We start from the raw sequence: 20,491 nt of genomic DNA on the forward strand, positions 1-20,491 counted from the left end.
CTGCGCGGGAAGGCCCGGCGGATCCTTCGATCCGCCGGGCCCGCGAGGTGAGGCCGGTTCAGCCGACGGGGTGGATCACCGTCAGCCAGGGCATGCCGATGGCCATGAGGGCGGCGATGAAGATCAGGCCGAAGACCAGGCCCAGGGACCAGAAGGCCCTGCGGCTGATGAAGCCGCCCGCGTAGTAGACCGGGGCGGGGCCCGTGGCGTAGGGCGTGATGACGCCCATGATGCCCAGGGAGAAGACCAGCAGCATGGCGAAGGCGCGCACCGGCATGTTGGGGATCGCGATACCGGTGGCGAGCACGACCGGGAGCACGGCGGCGGTATGGGCCGCGAGGCTCGCGAAGAAGTAGTGGACGAAGAAGAAGAAGGCGACGAGGACGGCCATGACCGTCAGGGGCGCGTAGCCCATGAGGTGGCTGGACACGTACTTGGCGACCCAGGTCACGAAGCCCACCTTGTTGAGGCCGTCGGCCAGCGCCACGAGGGTGGCGAACCAGACCAGGACGTTCCAGGCGCCCTTGCTGCCCAGGATGTCGTCCCACTCCACCACCTTGAAGATGATCATGCCCGCGATGACCACGAGCACGACGCCGGTGGCGTCGATGAAGTTGGTGCCGAGGAAGGGGAGGCGGATGTTCTTGTTGGAGCCCACGATCCACAGCAGCACGGCCAGGACCACCAGGGCGGCCATGACGATCTCCTGGATCTTCATGGGGCCCATCTTGCGGATCTCCTCGCCGGCCCAGGCGGGCACTTCCTCGGAGGCCTTGATCTCGGGGGGATAGATCCAGTAGACGAGGAGGGGGAGCAGCGCGAGCAGGGGCAGGGCCACCGGGAGGAAGCCCAGGAACCACTGGGTCCAGGTGATGTCCAGCTTCGCGGTCTGCTTCACGATCGCCAGGGCCGCGGCGTTGGGGGCCAGGGACGTGACGAACATGGAGGAGGTGATGCACGTGGTGGCGAAGGCCACCCACATGATGTACGAACCGATCTTCCGGGCCGTGGGGCCGGGGGCGGAGCCGTACAGGTCGGGGATGTTGCGGATGACCGGGAAGATCGTGCCGCCGCTGCGGGCGGTGTTGCTGGGGGTGCCGGGGGCCAGCACCAGGTCGGCCAGCATGACGGCGTAGCCCAGGCCCAGGGTGCGGCGGCCCAGGAGCTTCACCAGCTGCAGGGCGATGCGCCTGCCGAGGCCGCTCTTGGCGTAGCCGATGGAGAAGACGAAGGCTCCGAAGATCAGCCACACGGTGCGGTCGGAAAAGCCCGCCAGGGCCCAGCTGATCGACTTGGAGGGATCCGGATCCACGTAGCGCAGGCACCCGGCGACGGCGATGCCGATCATGCCGATGGCCGCGGCGGGGATGGGCTCGAGGATCAGCGCCAGGATGACGCCGGCGAACACCGCGAAGTAGTGCCAGGCCGCGGGCGTCAGGCCGGCGGGCGTGGGGATGAGGGCGAGCAGGAGCCACAGCAGCAGTGGTCCCGCGATCTTCCAAGCGTTGCCTTTCATGGTGCCTCCTTGGGGCGGATGGATTCGGGCCTCAGGCCAACCAGGGATTCGCCTGGTGATGGGCCTTCTCGAAGGACTGGATGGCGTTGGCTTCTTCAAGTGTAGCCGCAATCGCGTCGTGGCCCCGGAGGAGGGCCTCCTTCCTCCGGGCGTCCAGCGCGAATGCGACGCAGGTTCCATCGTCCCCGAGGAGGGTCTGGGCGGGGAGGTCGATGGTCAGGCGGTTGTGGGCGGGGTCCTCCGCCAGGCGCAGGAGGACGGCGAGGTCGTCCGGGGGCAGGCCGAGGGCGAGGATGCCGTTGTTCAGGCAGTTGTCGAAGAAGATGCCGCCGAACGTCGTGCCCAGGATGGCGCGGATCCCCAGCTGGCGGAGCCCCCATACGGCGTGCTCGCGGCTGGAGCCGCATCCGAAGTTGGGCCCCGTCACGAGGATGCTGGCCCCGCGCCAGGGTCCGCGATTGAGGATGAAGTCGGGCCGGGGCGAGCCGTCCCCGGCGAAGCGTAGGAAGTGGAAGACGCCGTCGCGGAGGCCCTCCCGGTCGATGCCCTTGAGGAACTGCTTGGGCATGATGACGTCGGTGTCGACGTTGGCCGCGGGAAGGGGGGCGGCGATGCCGGTGAGGCGGATGAGGGGTTCCATGCTCAGGCCTCCAGGGCGCGGACGTCGCAGATGCGGCCGGCCACGGCTGCCGCCGCCACCATGGCGGGGCTCATGAGGTGGGTGCGGGCGCCGGGTCCCTGGCGCCCCTCGAAATTGCGGTTGGTGCTGGAGGCGCAGCGGTCCCCGGGACCGAGGACATCGTCGTTCATGGCCAGGCACATGGAACAGCCGGACTGGCGCCATGAAAAGCCCGCCGCCCGGAAGATATCCGCCAGCCCTTCCGCCTCGGCCTGGGCCCGGACCCGGGTGGAGCCCGGCACCACGATGGCCTGGACGCCCGGGGCCACCCGGCGCCCCCGCAGGACCTGGGCGGCGGAGCGCAGGTCCTCGATGCGCGCGTTGGTGCAGGAGCCGATGAAGGCGTGGGACACCGGGATGGCGGCCAGCGGCGTGCCGGGGGCCAGGCCCATGTAGGCCAGGGCCCGCTCCATGCCCCGCCGCTTCACGGGATCCGGTTCCGTGGCGGGATCGGGGACGGCCCCGTCCACGGCCTCCGCCTGGTCCGGGCTCGTGCCCCAGGTGACCAGGGGGACGAGGGTAGAGACGTCCAGGCGGGCCTCCCGGTCGAAGGGGGCGTCCGGGTCCGACCGCAGGCCCAGCCAGGCTTCCGCCGCCGCCTCCCACAGGGCGCCCGTGGGCGCGCCGGGACGGCCCCGCAGGTAGTCCAGCACCTGGGCGTCCGGGGCCACCAGGGCGCCCCGCGCCCCGGCCTCCACGATCATGTTGCAGAGGGTCATGCGCCCTTCCACGCTCATGGCCTCCACGGCCGGGCCCTGGAACTCCACCGCCGCGCCCGTGGCCCCGTCCGCGCCGATGGCCCGGACGACGCCCATGATGATGTCCTTGGGCGTCACCCCGGGCCCCGGAACCCCGTCGAGGACGATGCGGAGGGTCCTCAGCCGCCGGTAGGGCAGGGTCTGGGTCGCCAGGTAGTGCTCGATGTCGGAGGTCCCGATCCCGTAGCCGAGGGCCCCCAGGGCGCCGTACGTGGTGGTGTGGCTGTCGCCCGCGGCCACCACCATGCCGGGCAGGACCCGGCCCTGCTCCGCCATCACCACGTGCTCGATGCCCTGGTCCGGGCTCATCTGGTCGAAGAGCTCGATGCCGAAGTCGGCGGCGTTCCGTGCGAAATAGGAGGTCTGGAGGGCGGCCCCGGCGTCGGCCATCTCCGGCACCCGCGCCGGGGCCGTGGGGTTGACGTGGTCCACCACCATCAGGGCGGAGGAGGGCGACCACACCTTCCGTCCCGCCTCCCGGAGGCCGCTGAAGGCCTGGGGACTCGTGTACTCGTTGAGGACGGTGCGGTCGACGTAGAGCAGCACGAGGCCGTCGTCGTCGAGAGCGCGCACCGTGTGCGAATCGACGAGCTTGTCGTAGAGGGTCCTGGGGGTCATGGCGGGCCTTTCGGGAGCGTCGGTCGATCCAGTATCCTGGCCCAGGCCCGGCCCGGGCCAATGCGGATTCCGCATGGCGGCATGCGGAATCCACATGGAAGCCGACGTTTTAACACCCATTTCGGATCCCCCATGGAATTCACCTGGCTCGACGATTTCCTCGCCCTGGCGGAAACGGGCCACTTCTCCCGGGCCGCCGAGCGCAGGAACCTCACCCAGCCGGCCTTCAGCCGACGGATCCAGGCGCTGGAGGACTGGGTGGGCGCGCCCCTCTTCCATCGGGATGCGCGCCCCGTGGCCCTCACGGAGGCCGGGGAGCGCTTCCGGCCCGCCGCGGAGGAGGCGCTGGGCGCCCTGGCCCGGGGGCGGACCGAGGCCCGGGAGGCGGGGGGCGCCGCCGCGGCCACCCTCCGCTTCGCCGCCACCCACGCCCTGAGCCTCACCTTCCTGCCGGCCTGGCTTCACACCCTCGAGGCCGAAGTCCCCCTGGGGCCGGTGCGCCTCATGGCCGACAGCATGGAGGCCTGCGAGCGGATCCTCCTGGCCGGCCAGGCCCACTTCCTCCTCTGCCACCACCACGATCGCGCGCCCTCCCGGCTCGACCCGGTTGAATGCCCCTTCCGGGCGCTGGGGACCGATGTCCTGATCCCGGTCTGCGCCCCGGGGCCCGGCGGCGCCCCGCGCTTCCCGGCGGTTCCGGTCGGGTCCACGCCCGCACCCCACCTGGCCTACGGCCCCGAATCGGGCATGGGGCGCATCCTGGCTGCCGCGGCGCTGCCCGCGGCCCTGGAACCCGTGTTCACCTCCCGGGTCGCCACCGTGCTGGTCACGGCGGCCCTGGATGGCCGCGGCCTCGCCTGGCTCCCCCTCTCCCTGGCGCGGGAGCACCTGGAGGCCAGGCGCCTTGTTCGGGCGGGCGACACCTCCTGGGACGTCCCCATGGAAATCCGCATCCACCGGGCCCCCCACGTGTCCCCCGCCGCGGCGGCCTTCTGGGCCCGTATCGGGGGGACGGCCCAGCCTCCGGCTTGAACTTCCCGGGCGCGGCTCTATCCTGGCAGGGACCCTTCTCCAGACCAGGTGCGCCATGGATCGCCGTCCCCAGCCCAGCCCCGACGAGTACCGGCTCCTGGTGGAGCAGTCGCCCATCCTCATCTGGCGGGCCGGACAGGACGGCCTCTGCGACTACTTCAACGCCCGCTGGCTGGCCTTCACCGGCCGGACGATGGACCAGGAACGCGGCAACGGCTGGGCGGAAGGCGTCCATCCCGACGACCTGGAGCGCTGCGTGGCGTACTACCTGGACCACTTCGGGCGGCGGGAGGTCTTCGAAATGGAGTACCGCCTGCGCCGGCACGACGGGGCCTGGCGGTGGATCTTCGACCGCGGCGCCCCGGTCTTCGACCCGGCCACGGGGGCCTTCCTCGGCTACATCGGCTCCTGCGTGGACGTGACCGAGCGGGTCGAGGCCCAGGAGGCCCTCCTCCGGGCCAAGGAGCAGCAGATCCGCACCCTCCAGGGCCTGCTGCCCATCTGCATGATGTGCAAGCGGATCAAGGACGAGGACGGGACCTGGGAGGTCCTGGAGACCTACATTTCGGACCATTCCGCCGCCGACTTCAGCCACGGCCTCTGCCCGGAGTGCTACCCGAAGTACCTGGACCTGGCCCTCCGGGAGATCGGAGGCTGAGCGGGCTGCACCCGTGCAGCGTCCGCAAAGTTGCCTGAATCATCCGGGGGGAGCGGCCGCTGCACTTCCATCGGGGGCATAGCCCCCTATGGCGTCGGGAAGGCAGTGCCTTCCCGACTGTCGCCCCCTGGGGGCCCCATGCCGGGCCCCCAGACCCCCGGCAAGTGCCGCGCCCATTGCGTATGGATTATCCAAGAGGCTTGGCGGACGCGGCACTAGGGTGTGTTCGTAATCTAGGATAGTAATGGCTAATGCCCATCCGTGCCGGAGCATGGAGGAGCTGGAATAGTGAGTCTGTGCTGCAGTGCCTGATGGCGCCGCGCATTCGCAGCATCCTATTGGTACGCGGAGGCGCGGAGGATCAATGAGGATCCGGAACGCTTGTCACCCTCCGCTCATAGCCTCAGCCAGATCACGATGCAGGCCAAAGCCACCTGGGCTGAGAAACTTCGCGCCGTTTTGTCGAACCTGGTGGCCAGCGCCCTGAACTGTTTGAGCTTGGCGAACCCATGCTCGATGGCATGGCGGGCCTTGTATAGGTGTGAGTCCCAGGCCGCCGGATTCTTGCGCCGGGGATGAGGTGGGATGACGGCTGTCGCACCCATGGCCTCGATCGCCTTCCTTACCGGGTTCCCATCGTAGGCCCGATCTCCGAACACGTACTCTGCCTGCCAACCGCACAGCAATCCTTCAGCAGACCGGCTTTCATGGGCTTGCCCCGGAGTGACCAGGAAATCCAAAGGATTACCGTGGGCATCGCAGATCAAATGGATCTTGGTCGAGCATCCACCCCGAGATCGTCCGAGCGCCTGGTTCCAGAGCCCCCCCTTTTGCCTGCTGAAGGTTGATGAGCGCGAAGGATGGTGCCATCCAGCATGACCCACTCCAGGTCGGCTTCCTTGCGCAGGAACTCCAGGATCCTTTGCCACACGCCGCGCTTGGTCCAGGCCTCAAATCGCGTGTACACGCTTGTCCAAGGTCCAAATTCCTCCGGCAGGTCCCTCCACGGCGCCCCAGTCCTGTGCCTCCACAGGATCGCCTCCACCATGGGACGGTTGGGGTGACGGGATCGCCCCATCCCTCCACGCTCTGGCGGAAGGAGCGGTTCAAGCTTTGCCCACATGGCATCGGTCAGGAAACTTCTCGGCATCGTTACCCCAGGAAAATTCGTGGTGTACGAGCCTTTACGTATGAGTACAAGTTAACTATTTATCTAATCTATAGATTCCGAACACAGCCTAGAATGGGGGGGGAGGCCGCCATGTCCCTGCTCGATCCCGCCCGCAGCATCCTCGTCGTCATCGACCTCCAGGGGAAGCTCGTCCACATGGTCCACCGCCCCTCGCGGGTGCTGGAGACCTCGCGCCGCCTGCTGAAGCTGGCCGACCTCTTCCAGGTGCCAGTGATCCTCACGGAGCAGTATCCCAAGGGGATCGGGCCCACGGAGGCGGGCCTCCGCGACCTGTTCGAGGGCCTGACGACGCCCCGGTTCCACCTGGAGAAGACGGCCTTCGGGTGCTGCGGGGATCCGTCCTTCGAAAGCCTCCTCGCCCAGGCCCGGCCCGGGCTGGAGCCCGCCCGCAGGCAGGTGGTCATCGCGGGCATCGAGGCCCATGTGTGCGTGCTCCAGACGGTGCTGGAGCTGCTGGCTTCCGGCCATGAGGTCCACGTGTGCTGGGACGCGGTCAGCGGCCGCGGCGAGGAGCACCGGCGCCACGCCCTGGAGCGCATGGCCACCGCCGGCGCCACCCTCACCAACCATGAATCCGTGGCCTTCGAGTGGGCCCGGACCAAGGATCACCCCGCCTTCAAGGCCCTGTCCGCCCTCCTGAAGGAAGGCCAGCCCGAGTAAGATCTACCCATGGACATGGGCAGTCAGGCCGGGCGCTTCGCGGCCCGGGAGTGGATGGATCCGTCGGCGACCCGGGCGCTGAGGGCGACCGCTGCCTTCATGCTGCCCCTGGTCCTGGTGCCCCTGGGCCTCCTCCGGGTGAACGACGCCGTGATGGCCTCCTTCGCCGGCCATGCGGTCCTCTGCCTGGACGTGAAGGGCGCCTATGCCTTGCGCCTCCTGCTCCTGGGCGGCCTGTCCGTGGTGTTCACGGGCTCCACCTGGCTGGGGGCGATGGTGGCGCCGGACGTGCGCCTGGCGGTCCTGGCCACGGGCCTCATCGCCCTGGGAGCGGGGGCCTGGCGCCACGGCCTGGGCGAATACGGGCCCCCGGCCGCCTCCACCTCGGCCCTGCTCTTCTTCCTGGGCCTCGGATCGGCCGGCCCCGCCGATCCCCCCCTGCGCCTGGCGGCGGCCACCCTGGCCGGGTGTGTGGGCGGGATCGCCGTCCTGGCCGCCTCCTGGCCCTTCCTCGCCCAGCATCCCCTCCGACGCCCCGTGGCCCTCTGCTGGACGGCCCTCAGCGCCCTGGCCGAGGCGCTCCCGCCCGTGGAGGGGGGCGACCCCGTCCAGCGGCAGGTCAAGATCCAGGCGGCGGAGCACGGGCTCCGGGAGGCCCTGGACCAGGCGAAGCAGGTGCTGGAGGGGGCCAGGGGCGGCTCGGCCCGGCCCATGGTCAAGGAACTGGAGGCCCTCCGGCGGACGGCGGCTGAATTGGCCGTCCGGCTCGTGGCCCTCCACCCCACCCTCGACCGGCTCCTGGAACCCCCCGGCCCGGGCCCCCTCGCGGCGGGGTTCTCCGCCTTCCTGGGCTCCCTGGTGAACCTCGGCCGCTCCGTGGGCCTGGCCACCGTCTCCCATCAGAGCGGCCACCTCTCCCGGTTCGAGGTCCGCCTCATGCGGCTCGAGCGACTCACCCAGGTGCTGCGGAAGCGGGCCGCGGCCCGGCTGGGCGGGACCCCCGAGGGGGCCCACCTGGACCGGGTCCTGGGGGACATCCTGGACCTCCTTCCCGAGACCCGGACGCGCCTGCGCTCGGCCATGGAGCGCGCCCAGGAGCGGGGCCCCATCTCCTTCGAACTCTTCGACCTCAAGGCCTGGGCCCTGCGCCCCCTGGCCTCCGCCCTCAACTTCAGCCTCCAGGTGGATCCGGCCCTCGTGCGCTACACCTTCCGCCTGGCGGCCCTGATGATGCCCATGACCTTCGCCTGGCAGCACTGGAACCTTCCCCACGGATTCTGGATGCCCCTGTGCGTCATGGTGGTCATCCAGCCCGACTACGGCGCCACGCGGATGCGGGCGACTCAGCGCGCCGTGGGGACCCTCGCCGGGTGTGCGACCGGCAGCCTCCTGCTTTGGCTGCGCCTGCCCCTGCCGCTCCTCCTGGCGGCCACGGCCCTCACTTGCTGGGCCTTCACCTTCTTCCTCAAGCGCGACTACAAGACGGCCGTCTTCTTCATCACCCTCCTGGTGGTGCTCCAGTTCCAGGCCGCCGGTCCCGTGACCCTCACCCTGACCCTCCAGCGCATCGGCCTCACCATGGCCGGCTGTCTCATGGCCCTCGTGGGCGCCCTGGCCTTCTGGCCCATGTGGGAGCGCGACCGCTTCCCGCCCCTCCTGGCGGAGGCCCTGCGAACCCACGCCTTCTTCGCGGACCTGCTCTGCCGGGGGCTGGCGGGGACGCCCGACATCGCACCGGCCACGGTGCTGAAGGTGAAGCGGCGGTGTCAGCGGGCCAACAGCCTCGTGTTCTCCAGCCTGAACCGCATGGCCGGCGATCCGGAGGTGAAGCAGGAGGGCATCGAACGGGCCGCCGCCCTCGCCAACCACACCCAGCGGCTGGCCCGGGCCCTCAGCGTGGCCGCCGTCCACTTCGCCCCCGGGGTGCCGCCCATCCCCGGGCTGGAGGCTACCGCCCGGGCGATCTCGGGGGCCCTGGAGGCCCTGGCCGCCGCCGTGGAGGGGGATCCCAGCCGCCTGGAAGACGCACGCACGGCTGTGGCCGTCCTGGACCTGCCCCGTCCCGCCGATCCCCATGCCGCCTGGGCCGCCGCCCAGATCGCCCTGGCCGTCAACGAGCTGGACGCCATGCTGGTGGCCGGGGTCTGAGGGGTCAGGCGGGGACCTGGGGCAGCCGGAGGGTGAAGACGGTGCCCGCCCCCACGACGCTGCGCACGGTCATGGTGCCGCCGCTCTGGAGCACGGTGCCCTGGACGCTGGAGAGGCCCAGCCCCGTGCCCTTGCCGATGGCCTTGGTGGTGAAGAAGGGCTCGAAGATCCGCTCCAGGTCCCCGGCGGGGATGCCGGAGCCGTCGTCGGCCACCTCCAGGATGCTGAAGGCCTCCACCGGGTCCCTGCGGGCCCGCAGGGTGAGGGTGCCCCGGGACGCCATGGCGTCGGCGGCGTTGGAGGCCAGGTTGGCCAGGGCCAGGTCCAGCTTGTCCGGATCCATGTGGACGGGGAGCTCCCCGGCCTCCAGGTCCAGGGCGAGGCGGCCCCGGCCCCCGAGCATGCCCTCGAGGCGGCCGGAGCGCTCCCGCAGGAAGTCGCCCAGGTCGAAGGTCCGGGGGGCGAGGTCCTGGACCCGGCCCGCGGCGAGGATGTCCTGGACGAGCCCCAGGGCCCGGTCCGTGGCGTCCTGGATGGTCCGGAGGCCGCGCTCCTGGTCGGGGGTGGTGGCCTCTTCGCTGAGGCGCTCCGCCCAGTTCCGGATGATGCCCAGGAGGTTCTTGAAATCGTGGGAGAACCCGGCCGCCATGGCCGCGACGAGGCGGGCCCGCTGGGAGCGCAGCAGCTCCTGCTGGCTGTGGGCGAGCTCCGCGGTCCGCTCCGCCACGCGGGTCTCCAGGGTGCGGGAGAGGGCGTTCAGGTCCCGCACGGCCAGGAACTGCCGGAAGGTGAGCACCAGGGCCATCAGGGCCCCCGTCGCCACCATCACCGGGTCGTAGGGGTGGCCGGACACGTACAGCCACGCGGCGAACCCCATGGCCACCGCGGCGAGGGCGTAGGGCAGGAGGGTGGCGTGCCGCCGGTTCCGGGAGGGCGCCTCCTCCACCTGGGGCCGGAGGGGCCAGAGCCCGGCGAAGGCGAAGCACAGCAGGCCCAGGCCGAAAAAGGCGTCCATGCGCTCCGAGGGGCCCAGGGTGCGGTACCACCCCTGGATGTTGCCCACGGCGTAGAGGGGCCACCAGGCGACGAGGATGGCCAGCCCCCAGCGCACGAAGGAGCCCGGCAGGCCCAGGCGCCCGTCGTGGATGCGGTGTTCCTGGACGACCCAGATGGCGCCCAGGGCCGTGGACAGGAAGGGGTGGACGAGGGTGAGGGCGTAGAGGCTCCCGGTGGCCCCGTGCTCCGCCACGAGGCGGTGCAGGCAGGTGGCCCAGGCGATGAAGAAGATGGACGCGCTGATCAGGAGCCCGTCCAGGAAGGCCTGGAGGCGGTGGGTGGCCAGGAGGGAGACCACGGGCAGGCGCAGCAGCCCCAGGGCCAGCACGCAGGTGGCGGCCATGTAGCCCCCGTGCCGGAGCGTGGGGATGGGCGCCGGCAGGCGCAGGAGATCGTGGGTGACGATGAGGTAGACCGTCGTGGCCCCCAGGATCGCCATGGCCCAGGCGAAGGCGCGCAGGAAGGGGCCGAAGGCCCTCGGGGCCAGCCGGGCCCGGGCCGACAGGCCCTGGAAGGCGGCCCAGGCCAGGACGGCCCGGGTGCCGTCGTCCACGAGGACCGCGGCGCGGCCCCACTCCGGGTGGTGCGTCAGGGCCTCCACCCCGGTCGCCGAGGCCAGCCAGAGCCCCGCCAGCAGGGTGATCCGCGTCCAGGGGGCGGTGGCCGGCGCCGGGGAGGGGGGGGCGGCGTCCGTCATGCCGGGATCGGGCCGGGGACACGCCCCATCCCCCGGCGGGGCCCGGGGGTCTCCGCCGGAGGAGGCAGGGTGGCCATTGAAGATCTCATCTCGGGTCCTAGGATCCTCGGAGTCCGCCCCGAACTCAAGGCCGCGGGCGCCTACTTCACCTTCCGGACCGCATCGGTGAGTTCCGGCAGCAGCTCGAGCAGGTCGGCCACCACCCCGACGGAGGCGGCCTGGAAGATGGGCGCCTTGGGGTTCTTGTTGACGGCCACGAGGAAGGGACTCCCCTTGATGCCGCCCAGGTGCTGGAAGGAGCCGCTGATGCCCAGGGCCAGGTAGACCTTGGGGCGGACCGTCTGGCCGGAGGTGCCCACCTGCCGGCCCTTGTCCAGCCACTTGGCGTCCACGATGGGCCTGGAGCAGGACAGGGCGGCGCCCATGGCCTCCGCCAGTTCCTCCGCCAGCGCGATGTTCTCCTGGTCGCCAATCCCCCGGCCCACGGAGACGAGCACCTCCTCCCGGGCGATGTCCACGTCGCCCGCGGGCGCCGCCACCACCTCCCGGAAGCGCCGGCGGGGCTGGACGGCCGGGATGTCGGCGGAGCGGTCGACGACCGTGCCGCCGGGTCCGGCCGGGGCCGGCACGAAGGCGCCGGACCGCACGGTGATGACGGCCCCCTGGGCGGCGTCGCAGGCGACCCGGGCGTGGACCTGGCCCCCGAACTCCTGGCGCACCAGGCGCAGCCAGGACCCGTCCGCGCCCTCGGCCCCCACCACGTCGGGGGCGTAGGCCGCGCCCAGGCGCACGGAAAGGCCGGGCGCCAGGTCCATGGCCAGGGTGCCGTGGGGCAAGAGCAGGCAGGCGCCGGCCGGGAGGACCTTGGCCAGCAGGGGGCGGAGGCGCTCGGCGTCGGGATGGGCCAGGTCCGGCGCGTCGAAGCTCCAGACCTGGGGGAAGGCGCGGGCGGCGTCGCGGGCGGCGGCGGCCAGGGCCTCGCCGTGGCCCGCCACGAGGGCCGTGGGCGCGGCGCCCGGGAAGAGGGCGGCGGCGGCGGCGGAGAGCTCGGCGGCGCTGTCGTCGGCGCCGGGTACGAACACGAAGACCTGGTCCATCACTTGATCCCTCCCTTGGCCTTGAGGATTCCGGCGAGGCGGGCCGCGACCTCCGGGATGCCGCCCTCGAGCAGTTCGGCCCCGGGGCCCGTCTCCGGGACGAAGTAGGCGAGGCGGCGCACCCGGGGGGCGGCTGGCTCGACACCCAGGGCCGCGGCGTCCAGCACGGGGATCTCGGCCGAGGCCACCTTGCGGATGCCCCGGAGGCCCACGTAACGGGGCTCGTTGATGCCCGTCTGGACGGAGAGGACGCAGGGCAGGTCGATGTCGGAGACCTCCTGGGCCCCGCCCTCGATCTCCCGTCCGATGCGCAGGGGGCCGGCGCCCTCCACGCGATTGACCAGGGACGCGAAGGGCCAATCCAGCAGTTCGGCGAGCATGCCGCCCACCTGGGCCGCGCCGTCGTCGGCCATGGCCCCCGTGAGGACCAGGTCGTAGGCGCCCTTCCGCACCGCGGCGGCCAGGATCCGGGCGACGCCGAGCCCGTCCGCGTCCGCGAAGGCCGGATCCGACAGGAGCAGGGCCTTCTCGGCCCCCATGGCCATCTCCCGGCGGAGGGTCTCGTCGGCTTCGGGCCCGCCCACGGTGGCGACCGTGACGCTCCCGCCCTCCCGCTCCACGATGCGCAGGGCCTCCTCCACGGCGTAGTTGTCCCATTCGTTGACGGCGTAGACGAGGTCGTCGCGCCGGATGCCCCCGCCCTCCACGGCGATCTCGTTCTCGGCGGGATCGGGAACGCGTTTCACGCAGACCAGGATCTCCATTCGGCTCCTCCGTAGGTTCAGTCCAGCTGCCCGTCGACGAGTTCGGCCAGGTCGACGGCCTCCATCCGGCCCTCGAGGCCGGACACCTTGATCGCGTCCTCGATGTTCGTGAGGCAGTAGGGGCAGGCGGTGACGATCACGTCCGCGCCAGCGGCCCGGGCCATCTCCACCCGCTTCACGCCCATGCGCTGCTCCTCCTCGTGCTCCTGGAAGAGCGTGAGCCCGCCGCCTCCGCAGCAGAAGGAGCGGTCCCGGCAGTTGCCCTCCATCTCGACCCTGCGGAGGCCGGGGATGGCGTCGAGGGCCTCCCGGGGCGCGTCGTACACCCCGTTGTGGCGGCCCAGGTAGCAGGGGTCGTGGAGGGTGTAGGTGCGCTGGGGGCCCTCCAGGGGCCTGGGCTTCAGCTTCCCCCGCTTCACGCCTTCCGCGATGAGCTCGCTGATGTGGCGCACGGGAGGCACGCCGGGATAGTCGTTGCGCAGGGCGTTGAGGGCGTGGGGGTCGTTCACCACGATCTCCGTGGCCCCGGAGGCCGCGATGGCCTCGAGGTTCATGTCGCGCAGGCTCTGGAAGAGGGTCTCCTCCCCGAAGCGGCGGACGTCGTGGCCGCTGTCGCGCTCCTCCTTGCCGAGGATGGCGAAGTCGGCCCCCGCGCGGCTGAGGATCCGCGCCGAGGCCTGGGCGATGCGCTGGCTCCGGTCGTCGTACGAGGTCATGCTGTCCACGAAATAGAGCATCGGGGCCGTCTCGCCCCGTTCGGCGGACTTCACCTCGATGCCGGCCCCCGCAGTCCACTCGCCCCGCTTCTTCTCGAGCTTGCCCCAGGGGTTGCCGCGCTTCTCCAGGGCCGAGAGCGGCTTCTGCAGGGACTGGGGGACCATGCCCTCGTCCACCATCCCGCGGCGCAGGTCCACGATCTTGTCGATGTACTCGATGCCCAGCGGGCACTCCTCCTCGCAGGCGCCGCACGTGGTGCAGGACCAGATCTCGGCCTCCGAGTAGATGCCCCCGATGAGCGGGACCGACGGCGCGTTCCCCCCCAGCACCGGGTACTGGGCGAAGGCCAGGTCCCGGCCCTTGATGCTGATGAAGCGGGGCGACAGGGGCCGGCCCACGGCGTTGGCGGGGCAGCGATCGGTGCAGCGCCCGCAGTCCGCGCAGCTGTAGAAGTCCAGCAGGTGCTTCCAGGTGAAGTCCTCCAGCTTCTTGACGCCGAAGGAGGGGACCTCGTCCAGGCGGTCGTCCGGAACCCCGTGGCGCACCGGCTTCACGTTCCCCGCCGCCGTCCGCATGAAGAAGACGTTGAAGAGGGACGTGATCACGTGGAAGTGCTTGCCCAGGGGCAGCAGGCAGAGGAAGCCGAAGAAGGCCAGGTCGTGGACCGCGTAGGCCGCCGTGTGGAGCCCCGCCAGGGTCTCCCGGGAGGCCCCGGCGAGCAGGTGGGACGCGGCCCAGGGCAGGGTGAGGGGCAGGGCCCAGCCCCCCGTGGCGGCCAGGAGGCTGCCCTCGAAGAGCCCTTCGCTGACGAGCAGGGTGGTGATCAGGCCCAGGATCAGCAGGGCCTCGGGGGTGTGGTCCTTCCCCTGGCCGGGGGGCACCTTGTACCGGGCCGGCATGAAGGCCGCCCGGCGCACCGCCAGGATCAGCACCGCCGCCAGGGTGGCCGCCGCCGCCGCGTCCTTAGCCACGGCGTAGGCCGGGCCGAGGCCCGGCAGGGAGAAGCCCTCGACGAAGCCGAGGAAGACCATCTGCAGGGAGCGCGCCCCCAGCACGAGGAAGCCGGCGAAGAGGACGATGTGGAGCACCCCGGCCAGGAGGTACCGGGGGTGGCGCCCCTGGGCCAGCCAGAGCCGGAGCACGAGCAGGATCCGGGCGGGGACCTTGTCCAGGCGCGGGTCCGGGGCGGCCCGGAACAGGGGTTCCAGGCGCCGCCGGAGGGTCCACGCGAAGGTGGCGATCCCGGCGAGGGGGATGAGGACGAAGAGGGGCCACAGGGGGAGGCCCCCCAGGGTGGCCGTCGCGGGCGAGAAGGGCGGGGTCATGGGCGGCTCCGGTTCACTTGCCGCCGAACCCGTCCTCGGGCATGTCCAGGGCCGCGGTGCAGCCCGAGAGCACGGCCTCCATCCTCCCGAGGGCCTGGGGCAGCAGCATGCGGGTCCAGAACTCGCAGGAGCGGACCTGGCCTTCGTAGAAGGCGGCGTCGCGCTCCCGGGCGCCGGCGGCCAGGGCCTGGGCGGCGACCCGGGCCCGCCACAGCAGCATCCAGCCGGTGACCACGTCGCCGCAGGCCTCCATGAAGGGATAGGCGTGGGCGGAGGCGGTCAGCAGGTCGCCGTACATCGCCGTCATGCCCATGTGCCGCGCCACTTCCTCGAGCTTGACCAGGGCCGGTTCCAGCGCCTCCGCGAAGGGGGCCGTGCGGTCCACCCCCGCGGCCTCGGAGATGGCCGCACGGATCTCCTCGCCAAGGTCCATGATGGGCTTGCCCCCGTTCTGGCCCAGCTTGCGGCCGAGCAGGTCCATGGCCTGGATGCCGTTGGTGCCCTCGTAGATGGCCGTGATGCGGCAGTCCCGGAGCAGCTGCTCCATGGGGTACTCCCGGACGTAGCCGTAGCCCCCGTAGACCTGGACGCCCAGGCTGCAGACCTCGAAGGAGCGGTCGGTGACGTAGGCCTTCGCGATGGGGATGAGGAAGTCGATCATGCCGTGGAGGCGGTCCTTCTCCTCGGCGTCGGCCGACACCGCGATGCGGTCGTGGTAGTTGGAGATGAGGTAGACCAGGCTCCGCATGGCCTCCACGTGGAGCTTCATCGTCGAGAGCATCCGGCGCACGTCGGGGTGCTGGATGATGGGTACGGCCGGCGCGCTCTTGTCCAGCAGGCGGGACAGGTGGCGCCCCTGGTGGCGGGTGCGGGCGTAGTTGACCGCGTAGAGGTAGGCGGGGCTCGCGCAGGAGAGGCCCTGGTGGCCCACCATCAGCCGCGCGTCGTTCATCATCTGGAACATGGCGCGCATGCCCTTGTTGGCCTCGCCGAGCAGGGTCCCGCGGCAGCCGCCCTTGCCGCCCAGGGCGATGGAGCACGTGGCGTTGCCGTGGATGCCCATCTTCTCCTCGATGCCCGTGCAGACCACGTCGTTGGGCTCGCCGAGGGAGCCGTCGTCGTTGACGCGGATCTTGGGGACGAGGAAGAGGGAGATGCCGGCGGTTCCCGCGGGGGCGCCCTCGATGCGCGCCAGCACCGGGTGGACGATGTTGGGCGTGAGGTCGTGCTCGCCGCCGGAAATGAAGATCTTGTTGCCCGTGATGGCGTAGGTTCCGTCGGGCTGGGGGACGGCGGTGGTGGTCAGGGCGCCCACGTCGGAACCGGCCTCGGGCTCGGTGAGGAGCATCGTCCCGGTCCATTCGCCCGTGTAGAGCTTCTTCAGGAAGAGGCGCTTCTGGCGGTCGTCGCCGAAGGTCTCCACCAGCTTGCCGGCGCCGTGGGTGAGCCCCGCGTGCATGAGGAACGCGAAGCTGGCGCCCATGAGGTAATCCGAGGCGGCCGTCGCCACCGTGCGGGGCATGCCCTGGCCGCCCCACTCGGGCGCCTCGGTCATGGCGAGCCACTCCCCTTCGCGGAGGGCCTTCCAGGCCTTGTGGAAGGATTCCGGCACCCGCACGGCGCCCGCGTCGAAGCGGGCCCCGATGCGATCGCCGTCCGTCTGGGTGGGGAGCACCTCCTTCACCGCGAGGTTGCGGGCCTCCGTCACGATGAGGTCCACGGCCTTGCGATTGAAGTCCGCGAACTTCTCATGGCTGGCGAGGGTCTCCACTTTCAATTGCTCATGGAGAACGAAGTCGATGTCCCTGCGGTCGGCCAGGATCTGGGCCATGGATGCCTCCGGGGTGGATGGAATTGGGACGGAGCTGGGGAAAGGCTGGAGGGAGTTTAATGACTGGCGGTCATTCGTTCCATGGAGAATTTTTTATTGATTGAATGAAGGATGGGGTTGTCATTAATCGGCATGGTTGTTGGGTTTTTGATCACCCGGCTCTGGCCTCCGTACCCGCCCTGGCCTCCGCGGCGCGCCGGCCAGGGCGCGCCGCGGAGGCGGGTGGTGGGACGGGGGACCTTCAGTCCCGCTCAAAGACCGTGGCGATGCCCTGGCCCAGGCCGATGCACATGGTGGCGACGCCGGTGCGGCGGCCCAGGGCCTTCATCTGGTGGAGGAGGGTGGCGGTGATGCGCGCCCCGGAACAGCCCAGGGGATGGCCCAGGGCGATGGCCCCGCCGTTGAGGTTGACCTTGCGGTCGATGTGGTCGCGGAGCTGCAGGTCCTTGAGCACGGGGAGGGACTGGGCCGCGAAGGCCTCGTTGAGCTCCCACAGTTCGATGTCCTGCAGCTTCATCCCCGCGCGCCCCAGGGCCTTCTTCACGGCGGGCACGGGTCCGTAGCCCATGATGGCGGGGTCCACCCCCGCGGTGGCCATGGCCTTGACCCGGGCCAGGGGCTCCAGGCCCAGGGCCCGGGCGCGGTCCAGGGACATCACGAGGAGGGCGGCGGCGCCGTCGGAGATGGCGGAGGAGTTCCCGGCCGTCACGGTGCCGTGCTTGGGGTCGAAGGCGGGCTTGAGGGCGGCGAGGGCCTCCAGGCTCGCGTCGGTGCGCACCACCTCGTCGACGTCCACCGTCACGGGGAAGCCTTGCTCGTCGTGGCCCTCGATGGGCACCAGTTCGGCCTTGAACCGCCCCTGGACCTGGGCCTCGGCGGCCCGCTGGTGGCTCCGGAGGGCGAAGGCGTCCTGGGCGGCGCGGTTGATGCCGTGCATGCGCGCGAGGACCTCGGCGGTGAGGCCCATGAGGCCGCTGGCCTTGGCGGCGTGCTTGCTCAGGGCGGGGTCGGGATCCAGGCCGTGGGTCATGGGCACGTGGCCCATGTGCTCGACGCCGCCCACGATGAACACCTCGCCGTTGCCGGTCTGGATGGCCATCGTGGCCGCGTGGAGGGCCTGCATGGAGGAGCCGCAGAGCCGGTTGATGGTCTGGGCGCTGACCGTATGGGGCAGGCCGGTCTTGAGGGCCGCGAACCGGGCGATGTTGAAGCCCTGCTCCAGGGTCTGCTGGACGCAGCCCCAGATCACGTCCTCCACCTCGGCCGGATCCACCTTGGGATTGCGGCGGAGCAGGGCGTCGATGAGGGCGGCGGAGAGGGTCTCGGCCCGGACGAAGCGGAAGGCGCCCCCCTTGGAGCGCCCCATGGGGGTGCGGACGGCATCGACGACGACGACTTCTTTCATGGCTCACTTCTCCTGGTGGAAGGTGCCGCCCGCCTGGGCGAGTTCGCGCATGCGGGCCGTGGGCTCGTAGAGCCGGCCCAGGGACAGGAAGGCCTCGGCCCGCTCGCAGAGGGCCTTCAGGCCGACGGCGTCGGCGTGGCGCAGGGCCCCGCCCCGGAAGGGGGGGAAGCCCAGGCCGTAGACGAGGGCGATGTCGAGCTCGGTGGGGGTGCCGACGATGCCGTCCTCCAGGCACCGGGCGCTCTCGATGATCAGGGGGAGCATCATGCGGTCCACGATGTCCGCGTCGGAAAGCTCGGCCGGGGCCGCGGCCTGGACCGGCCGCAGCAGGCCGGCCACCTCCGGGTCCGGTTCCTTCTTGGGGGTCCCCTTGCGGTCGGGCACGTACCGATAGAAGCCCTTCCCGTTCTTCTGGCCGAACCGGCCGGCCTCGAACATGGCCTTGAGGGCGGAGGGGCCCGAATCGTCCATGCGGTCCGGGAAGCCCTTCGCCATCACGGCCGCGGCGTGGCGCGCCGTGTCGATGCCAACCACGTCCAGGAGGTAGGCCGGGCCCATGGGCCAGCCGAACTTCTCCAGGAGCCGGTCGATGCGGAGGAAATCCACCCCCTCGCCGACGAGCAGGTTGAAGGCGGCGAAGTAGGGGAAGAGGATCCGGTTCACCAGGAAGCCGGGGCAGTCGTTGACGACCACCGGGGTCTTGCCCAGGGCCAGGGCGTAGCCCACGGTGGTGGCCACGGCGGCGTCCGAGGTGAGCGCGCCGCGGATCACCTCCACGAGGGGCATCTTGTGGACGGGGTTGAAGAAGTGCATGCCGCAGAAGTCGCCGGGCCGCTGGAGGCCCTCCGCGAGGCGGGTGATGGAGATGGTGGAGGTGTTGCTGGCGAGCACCGTGCCCGGCCGGACCCGGCCCTCCACGTCCGCGAGGACGGCCTTCTTCACCTCCTCCTTCTCGACCACGGCCTCCACGACCAGGTCCACCTCCCCGAAGTCGCCGTAGCCCAGCGTCGGCCGGATGCGCCCGAGGGTCGCGGCCATGTCGGCGGGCGTCAGCTTGCCGCGCTCGATGCGCTTCCCGAGAAGCTTGGCGGCCTCGGAGAGGCCCAGCTCCAGGGCGGGTTCCGCGATGTCCTTCATGACGATGCGCACCCCTCGGCTGGCGGACTGGTACGCGATGCCGCCCCCCATGATGCCGGCGCCCAGCACGGCCGAGGCGCGCACGTGGACGCCCTCGCGGGCGAGCTTCTTGGCGATGCGGTTCACGGCGGCGTCGCCCAGGAAGATGGAGACGAGGTTGCGGGCCGTGGCGGTCTTGGCCATGCGGGCGAAGGCCGCGGCCTCGATGGGCAGGGCGTCGTCGCGCCTGCGGGTGGCCCCCTTCTGCATGGCCTCGATGGCGGCCACGGGCGAGGGGTAGTTGGGGCCGGCCTTGCCGGCGACGAAGGCCTTGGCGCCCTCGAAGGCCATCATGGCCTCGGTGGGATTGAGCTGCAGGGGGGCCTTCTTCTCCTCCACCCGGGCCTTCCAGTCCCGGCGGCCCTCCATGGCCTCGCGCAGGAGGTGGAGGGCGGCCTCCCGGACGCGGGCGGGCTCCACCACCGCGTCCACGGCGCCCACCTTGAAGGCCGCCTCGGGCCCGTGCTGCTCGCCGCCGGCGATCCATTCGATGGCGTTGTCGGCGCCGGTCAGGCGGGAGAGGCGGACCGTCCCGCCCCAGCCGGGGAAGATGCCGAGCTTCGTCTCGGGCACGCCGATCCGCGTGCCGGAGGCCATCACCCGGTAGGTGGCGGCGAGGGCGAACTCCAGGCCGCCGCCGAGGGCGAAGCCGTTGATGGCGGCGACGGACGGGAAGGGGAAGTCCTCCACCGTGTTGAACAGGGCGTCCACCTCCAGGAGCCAGGCCGCGAGCTGGTCCTCGGTGTTGCGGAAGTAGGTGAGGAATTCAGTGACGTCGGCGCCGACGATGAAGCAGTCCTTGCCGCTGGTGACGAGGAGGCCGCGCACGGCGGGGTCGGCCTTGATGGCGGCCACGGCCTCCCTCAGCTCGTCGAGGGTGGCGCGGTTGAACTTGTTGATCGGCTCGCCCTGGAGGTCGAACCGCAGCTCTGCAATGCCGCCCTCGAGCATGGCGCACTGGATGGATTGGCCTTCGAATGTCATGGGTGGGCGCTCCTACGGAGGTGGAGGGGGAGGATTTCGATCAGGACATATCGAGATGGATTTAATCGATTCGCCGTCCGGAAGCCCCCCGAGAAATGCCGATGCGGGGCCTGACGGGACATCGGTTTTGAAGATGCCGCATTCTGCGGCCGCATCGTCTTCGATGCAAGAAATCGTT

General features: G+C 71.0%; 15 protein-coding genes. 4 read left to right on the top strand and 11 right to left on the bottom strand.

Annotated elements, in window-relative coordinates:
* Positions 1–58: 58 nt before the first annotated feature.
* Genes R2J75_RS05230 through leuC form a run of 3 tightly spaced genes read right to left on the bottom strand, consistent with a single transcriptional unit; the run spans position 59 to position 3,571 of the window.
* A complete protein-coding gene (locus R2J75_RS05230; RefSeq protein ID WP_243333917.1) occupies positions 59–1,516 on the bottom strand; it encodes a DASS family sodium-coupled anion symporter in 1,458 nt (485 codons plus the stop codon).
* A gap of 31 nt (positions 1,517–1,547) precedes the next feature.
* Positions 1,548–2,156 carry a 3-isopropylmalate dehydratase small subunit gene (gene leuD, locus R2J75_RS05235; protein ID WP_243333916.1) on the bottom strand — a complete coding sequence of 203 codons (609 nt, stop codon included), beginning with the start codon at positions 2,154–2,156 and terminating at the stop codon, positions 1,548–1,550.
* Positions 2,157–2,158: 2 nt separating this feature from the next.
* The gene (leuC, locus tag R2J75_RS05240) at positions 2,159–3,571 is read right to left on the bottom strand and encodes a 3-isopropylmalate dehydratase large subunit (protein ID WP_243333915.1); all 1,413 of its coding nucleotides are present in this window, start codon (positions 3,569–3,571) and stop codon (positions 2,159–2,161) included.
* A 132-nt stretch (positions 3,572–3,703) separates the two neighbouring features.
* Here leuC and R2J75_RS05245 point away from each other — a divergent pair, with 132 nt between their 5' ends.
* Both R2J75_RS05245 and R2J75_RS05250 read left to right on the top strand, forming a co-directional pair.
* Positions 3,704–4,603, top strand: a complete 900-nt coding sequence (locus R2J75_RS05245; protein WP_243333914.1) for a LysR family transcriptional regulator — start codon at positions 3,704–3,706, stop codon at positions 4,601–4,603.
* Positions 4,604–4,658: 55 nt separating this feature from the next.
* Positions 4,659–5,261 carry a PAS domain-containing protein gene (locus tag R2J75_RS05250; RefSeq protein ID WP_243346894.1) on the top strand — a complete coding sequence of 201 codons (603 nt, stop codon included), beginning with the start codon at positions 4,659–4,661 and terminating at the stop codon, positions 5,259–5,261.
* A 395-nt stretch (positions 5,262–5,656) separates the two neighbouring features.
* On the opposite strand, the gene R2J75_RS05255 is transcribed toward R2J75_RS05250, so the two are convergent.
* Positions 5,657–6,411 (bottom strand): IS5 family transposase gene (locus tag R2J75_RS05255; RefSeq protein ID WP_316411210.1). Its coding sequence is split into 2 segments (ribosomal slippage): positions 5,657–6,078 and positions 6,078–6,411, totalling 756 coding nucleotides; the frame shifts between segments, so codons are not numbered across the junction.
* Between the two features lie 111 nt (positions 6,412–6,522).
* Between R2J75_RS05255 and R2J75_RS05260 the strand changes: the two genes are divergently transcribed.
* Positions 6,523–7,113 carry an isochorismatase family protein gene (locus R2J75_RS05260; protein WP_316411211.1) on the top strand — a complete coding sequence of 197 codons (591 nt, stop codon included), beginning with the start codon at positions 6,523–6,525 and terminating at the stop codon, positions 7,111–7,113.
* 9 nt (positions 7,114–7,122) lie between these two features.
* Positions 7,123–9,261 (top strand): FUSC family protein, encoded by a 2,139-nt coding sequence (locus tag R2J75_RS05265; RefSeq protein WP_316411212.1) that lies wholly within the window; start codon positions 7,123–7,125, stop codon positions 9,259–9,261.
* A gap of 4 nt (positions 9,262–9,265) precedes the next feature.
* Here the strand turns inward: R2J75_RS05265 and R2J75_RS05270 are convergent, their stop codons facing one another.
* From R2J75_RS05270 to fadB, 7 genes are all read right to left on the bottom strand, one after another.
* Complete coding sequence (locus R2J75_RS05270) at positions 9,266–11,014, bottom strand: sensor histidine kinase (RefSeq protein ID WP_279342252.1); 1,749 nt, start codon at positions 11,012–11,014, stop codon at positions 9,266–9,268.
* Positions 11,015–11,154: 140 nt separating this feature from the next.
* Entirely contained in the window at positions 11,155–12,111 is a 957-nt protein-coding gene (locus tag R2J75_RS05275) for an electron transfer flavoprotein subunit alpha/FixB family protein (protein ID WP_243347507.1), read from the bottom strand.
* Positions 12,111–12,875 (bottom strand): electron transfer flavoprotein subunit beta/FixA family protein, encoded by a 765-nt coding sequence (locus R2J75_RS05280; protein WP_243335743.1) that lies wholly within the window; start codon positions 12,873–12,875, stop codon positions 12,111–12,113. The genes R2J75_RS05275 and R2J75_RS05280 overlap by 1 nt, the downstream gene beginning before the upstream one ends.
* A 17-nt stretch (positions 12,876–12,892) precedes the next feature.
* A complete protein-coding gene (locus R2J75_RS05285) occupies positions 12,893–14,917 on the bottom strand; it encodes a (Fe-S)-binding protein (RefSeq protein WP_243347506.1) in 2,025 nt (674 codons plus the stop codon).
* Between the two features lie 13 nt (positions 14,918–14,930).
* Entirely contained in the window at positions 14,931–16,748 is a 1,818-nt protein-coding gene (locus tag R2J75_RS05290) for an acyl-CoA dehydrogenase (protein ID WP_243335738.1), read from the bottom strand.
* A gap of 241 nt (positions 16,749–16,989) precedes the next feature.
* On the bottom strand, positions 16,990–18,153 hold the full coding sequence (gene fadA, locus R2J75_RS05295) for an acetyl-CoA C-acyltransferase FadA (protein ID WP_243335736.1): 1,164 nt from the start codon (positions 18,151–18,153) through the stop codon (positions 16,990–16,992).
* Positions 18,154–18,156: 3 nt separating this feature from the next.
* Complete coding sequence (fadB, locus tag R2J75_RS05300) at positions 18,157–20,313, bottom strand: fatty acid oxidation complex subunit alpha FadB (protein ID WP_316411213.1); 2,157 nt, start codon at positions 20,311–20,313, stop codon at positions 18,157–18,159.
* Positions 20,314–20,491 lie beyond the last annotated feature (178 nt).

Source organism: Mesoterricola sediminis (assembly GCF_030295425.1).
GTDB classification, from domain to species: domain Bacteria; phylum Acidobacteriota; class Holophagae; order Holophagales; family Holophagaceae; genus Mesoterricola; species Mesoterricola sediminis.

What these genes read in the sequence shown, in the direction of transcription:
- R2J75_RS05265 (WP_316411212.1), top strand. Translation starts at nt 7,123, where the DNA reads ATGGACATGGGCAGTCAGGCCGGGCGCTTCGCGGCCCGGGAGTGGATG.
- R2J75_RS05275 (WP_243347507.1), bottom strand. Translation starts at nt 12,111, where the DNA reads ATGGACCAGGTCTTCGTGTTCGTACCCGGCGCCGACGACAGCGCCGCC.
- R2J75_RS05270 (WP_279342252.1), bottom strand. Translation starts at nt 11,014, where the DNA reads ATGACGGACGCCGCCCCCCCCTCCCCGGCGCCGGCCACCGCCCCCTGG.
- R2J75_RS05280 (WP_243335743.1), bottom strand. Translation starts at nt 12,875, where the DNA reads ATGGAGATCCTGGTCTGCGTGAAACGCGTTCCCGATCCCGCCGAGAAC.
- R2J75_RS05290 (WP_243335738.1), bottom strand. Translation starts at nt 16,748, where the DNA reads ATGGCCCAGATCCTGGCCGACCGCAGGGACATCGACTTCGTTCTCCAT.
- leuD (WP_243333916.1), bottom strand. Translation starts at nt 2,156, where the DNA reads ATGGAACCCCTCATCCGCCTCACCGGCATCGCCGCCCCCCTTCCCGCG.
- R2J75_RS05250 (WP_243346894.1), top strand. Translation starts at nt 4,659, where the DNA reads ATGGATCGCCGTCCCCAGCCCAGCCCCGACGAGTACCGGCTCCTGGTG.
- R2J75_RS05245 (WP_243333914.1), top strand. Translation starts at nt 3,704, where the DNA reads ATGGAATTCACCTGGCTCGACGATTTCCTCGCCCTGGCGGAAACGGGC.
- fadB (WP_316411213.1), bottom strand. Translation starts at nt 20,313, where the DNA reads ATGACATTCGAAGGCCAATCCATCCAGTGCGCCATGCTCGAGGGCGGC.
- R2J75_RS05230 (WP_243333917.1), bottom strand. Translation starts at nt 1,516, where the DNA reads ATGAAAGGCAACGCTTGGAAGATCGCGGGACCACTGCTGCTGTGGCTC.
- R2J75_RS05285 (WP_243347506.1), bottom strand. Translation starts at nt 14,917, where the DNA reads ATGACCCCGCCCTTCTCGCCCGCGACGGCCACCCTGGGGGGCCTCCCC.
- leuC (WP_243333915.1), bottom strand. Translation starts at nt 3,571, where the DNA reads ATGACCCCCAGGACCCTCTACGACAAGCTCGTCGATTCGCACACGGTG.
- R2J75_RS05260 (WP_316411211.1), top strand. Translation starts at nt 6,523, where the DNA reads ATGTCCCTGCTCGATCCCGCCCGCAGCATCCTCGTCGTCATCGACCTC.
- fadA (WP_243335736.1), bottom strand. Translation starts at nt 18,153, where the DNA reads ATGAAAGAAGTCGTCGTCGTCGATGCCGTCCGCACCCCCATGGGGCGC.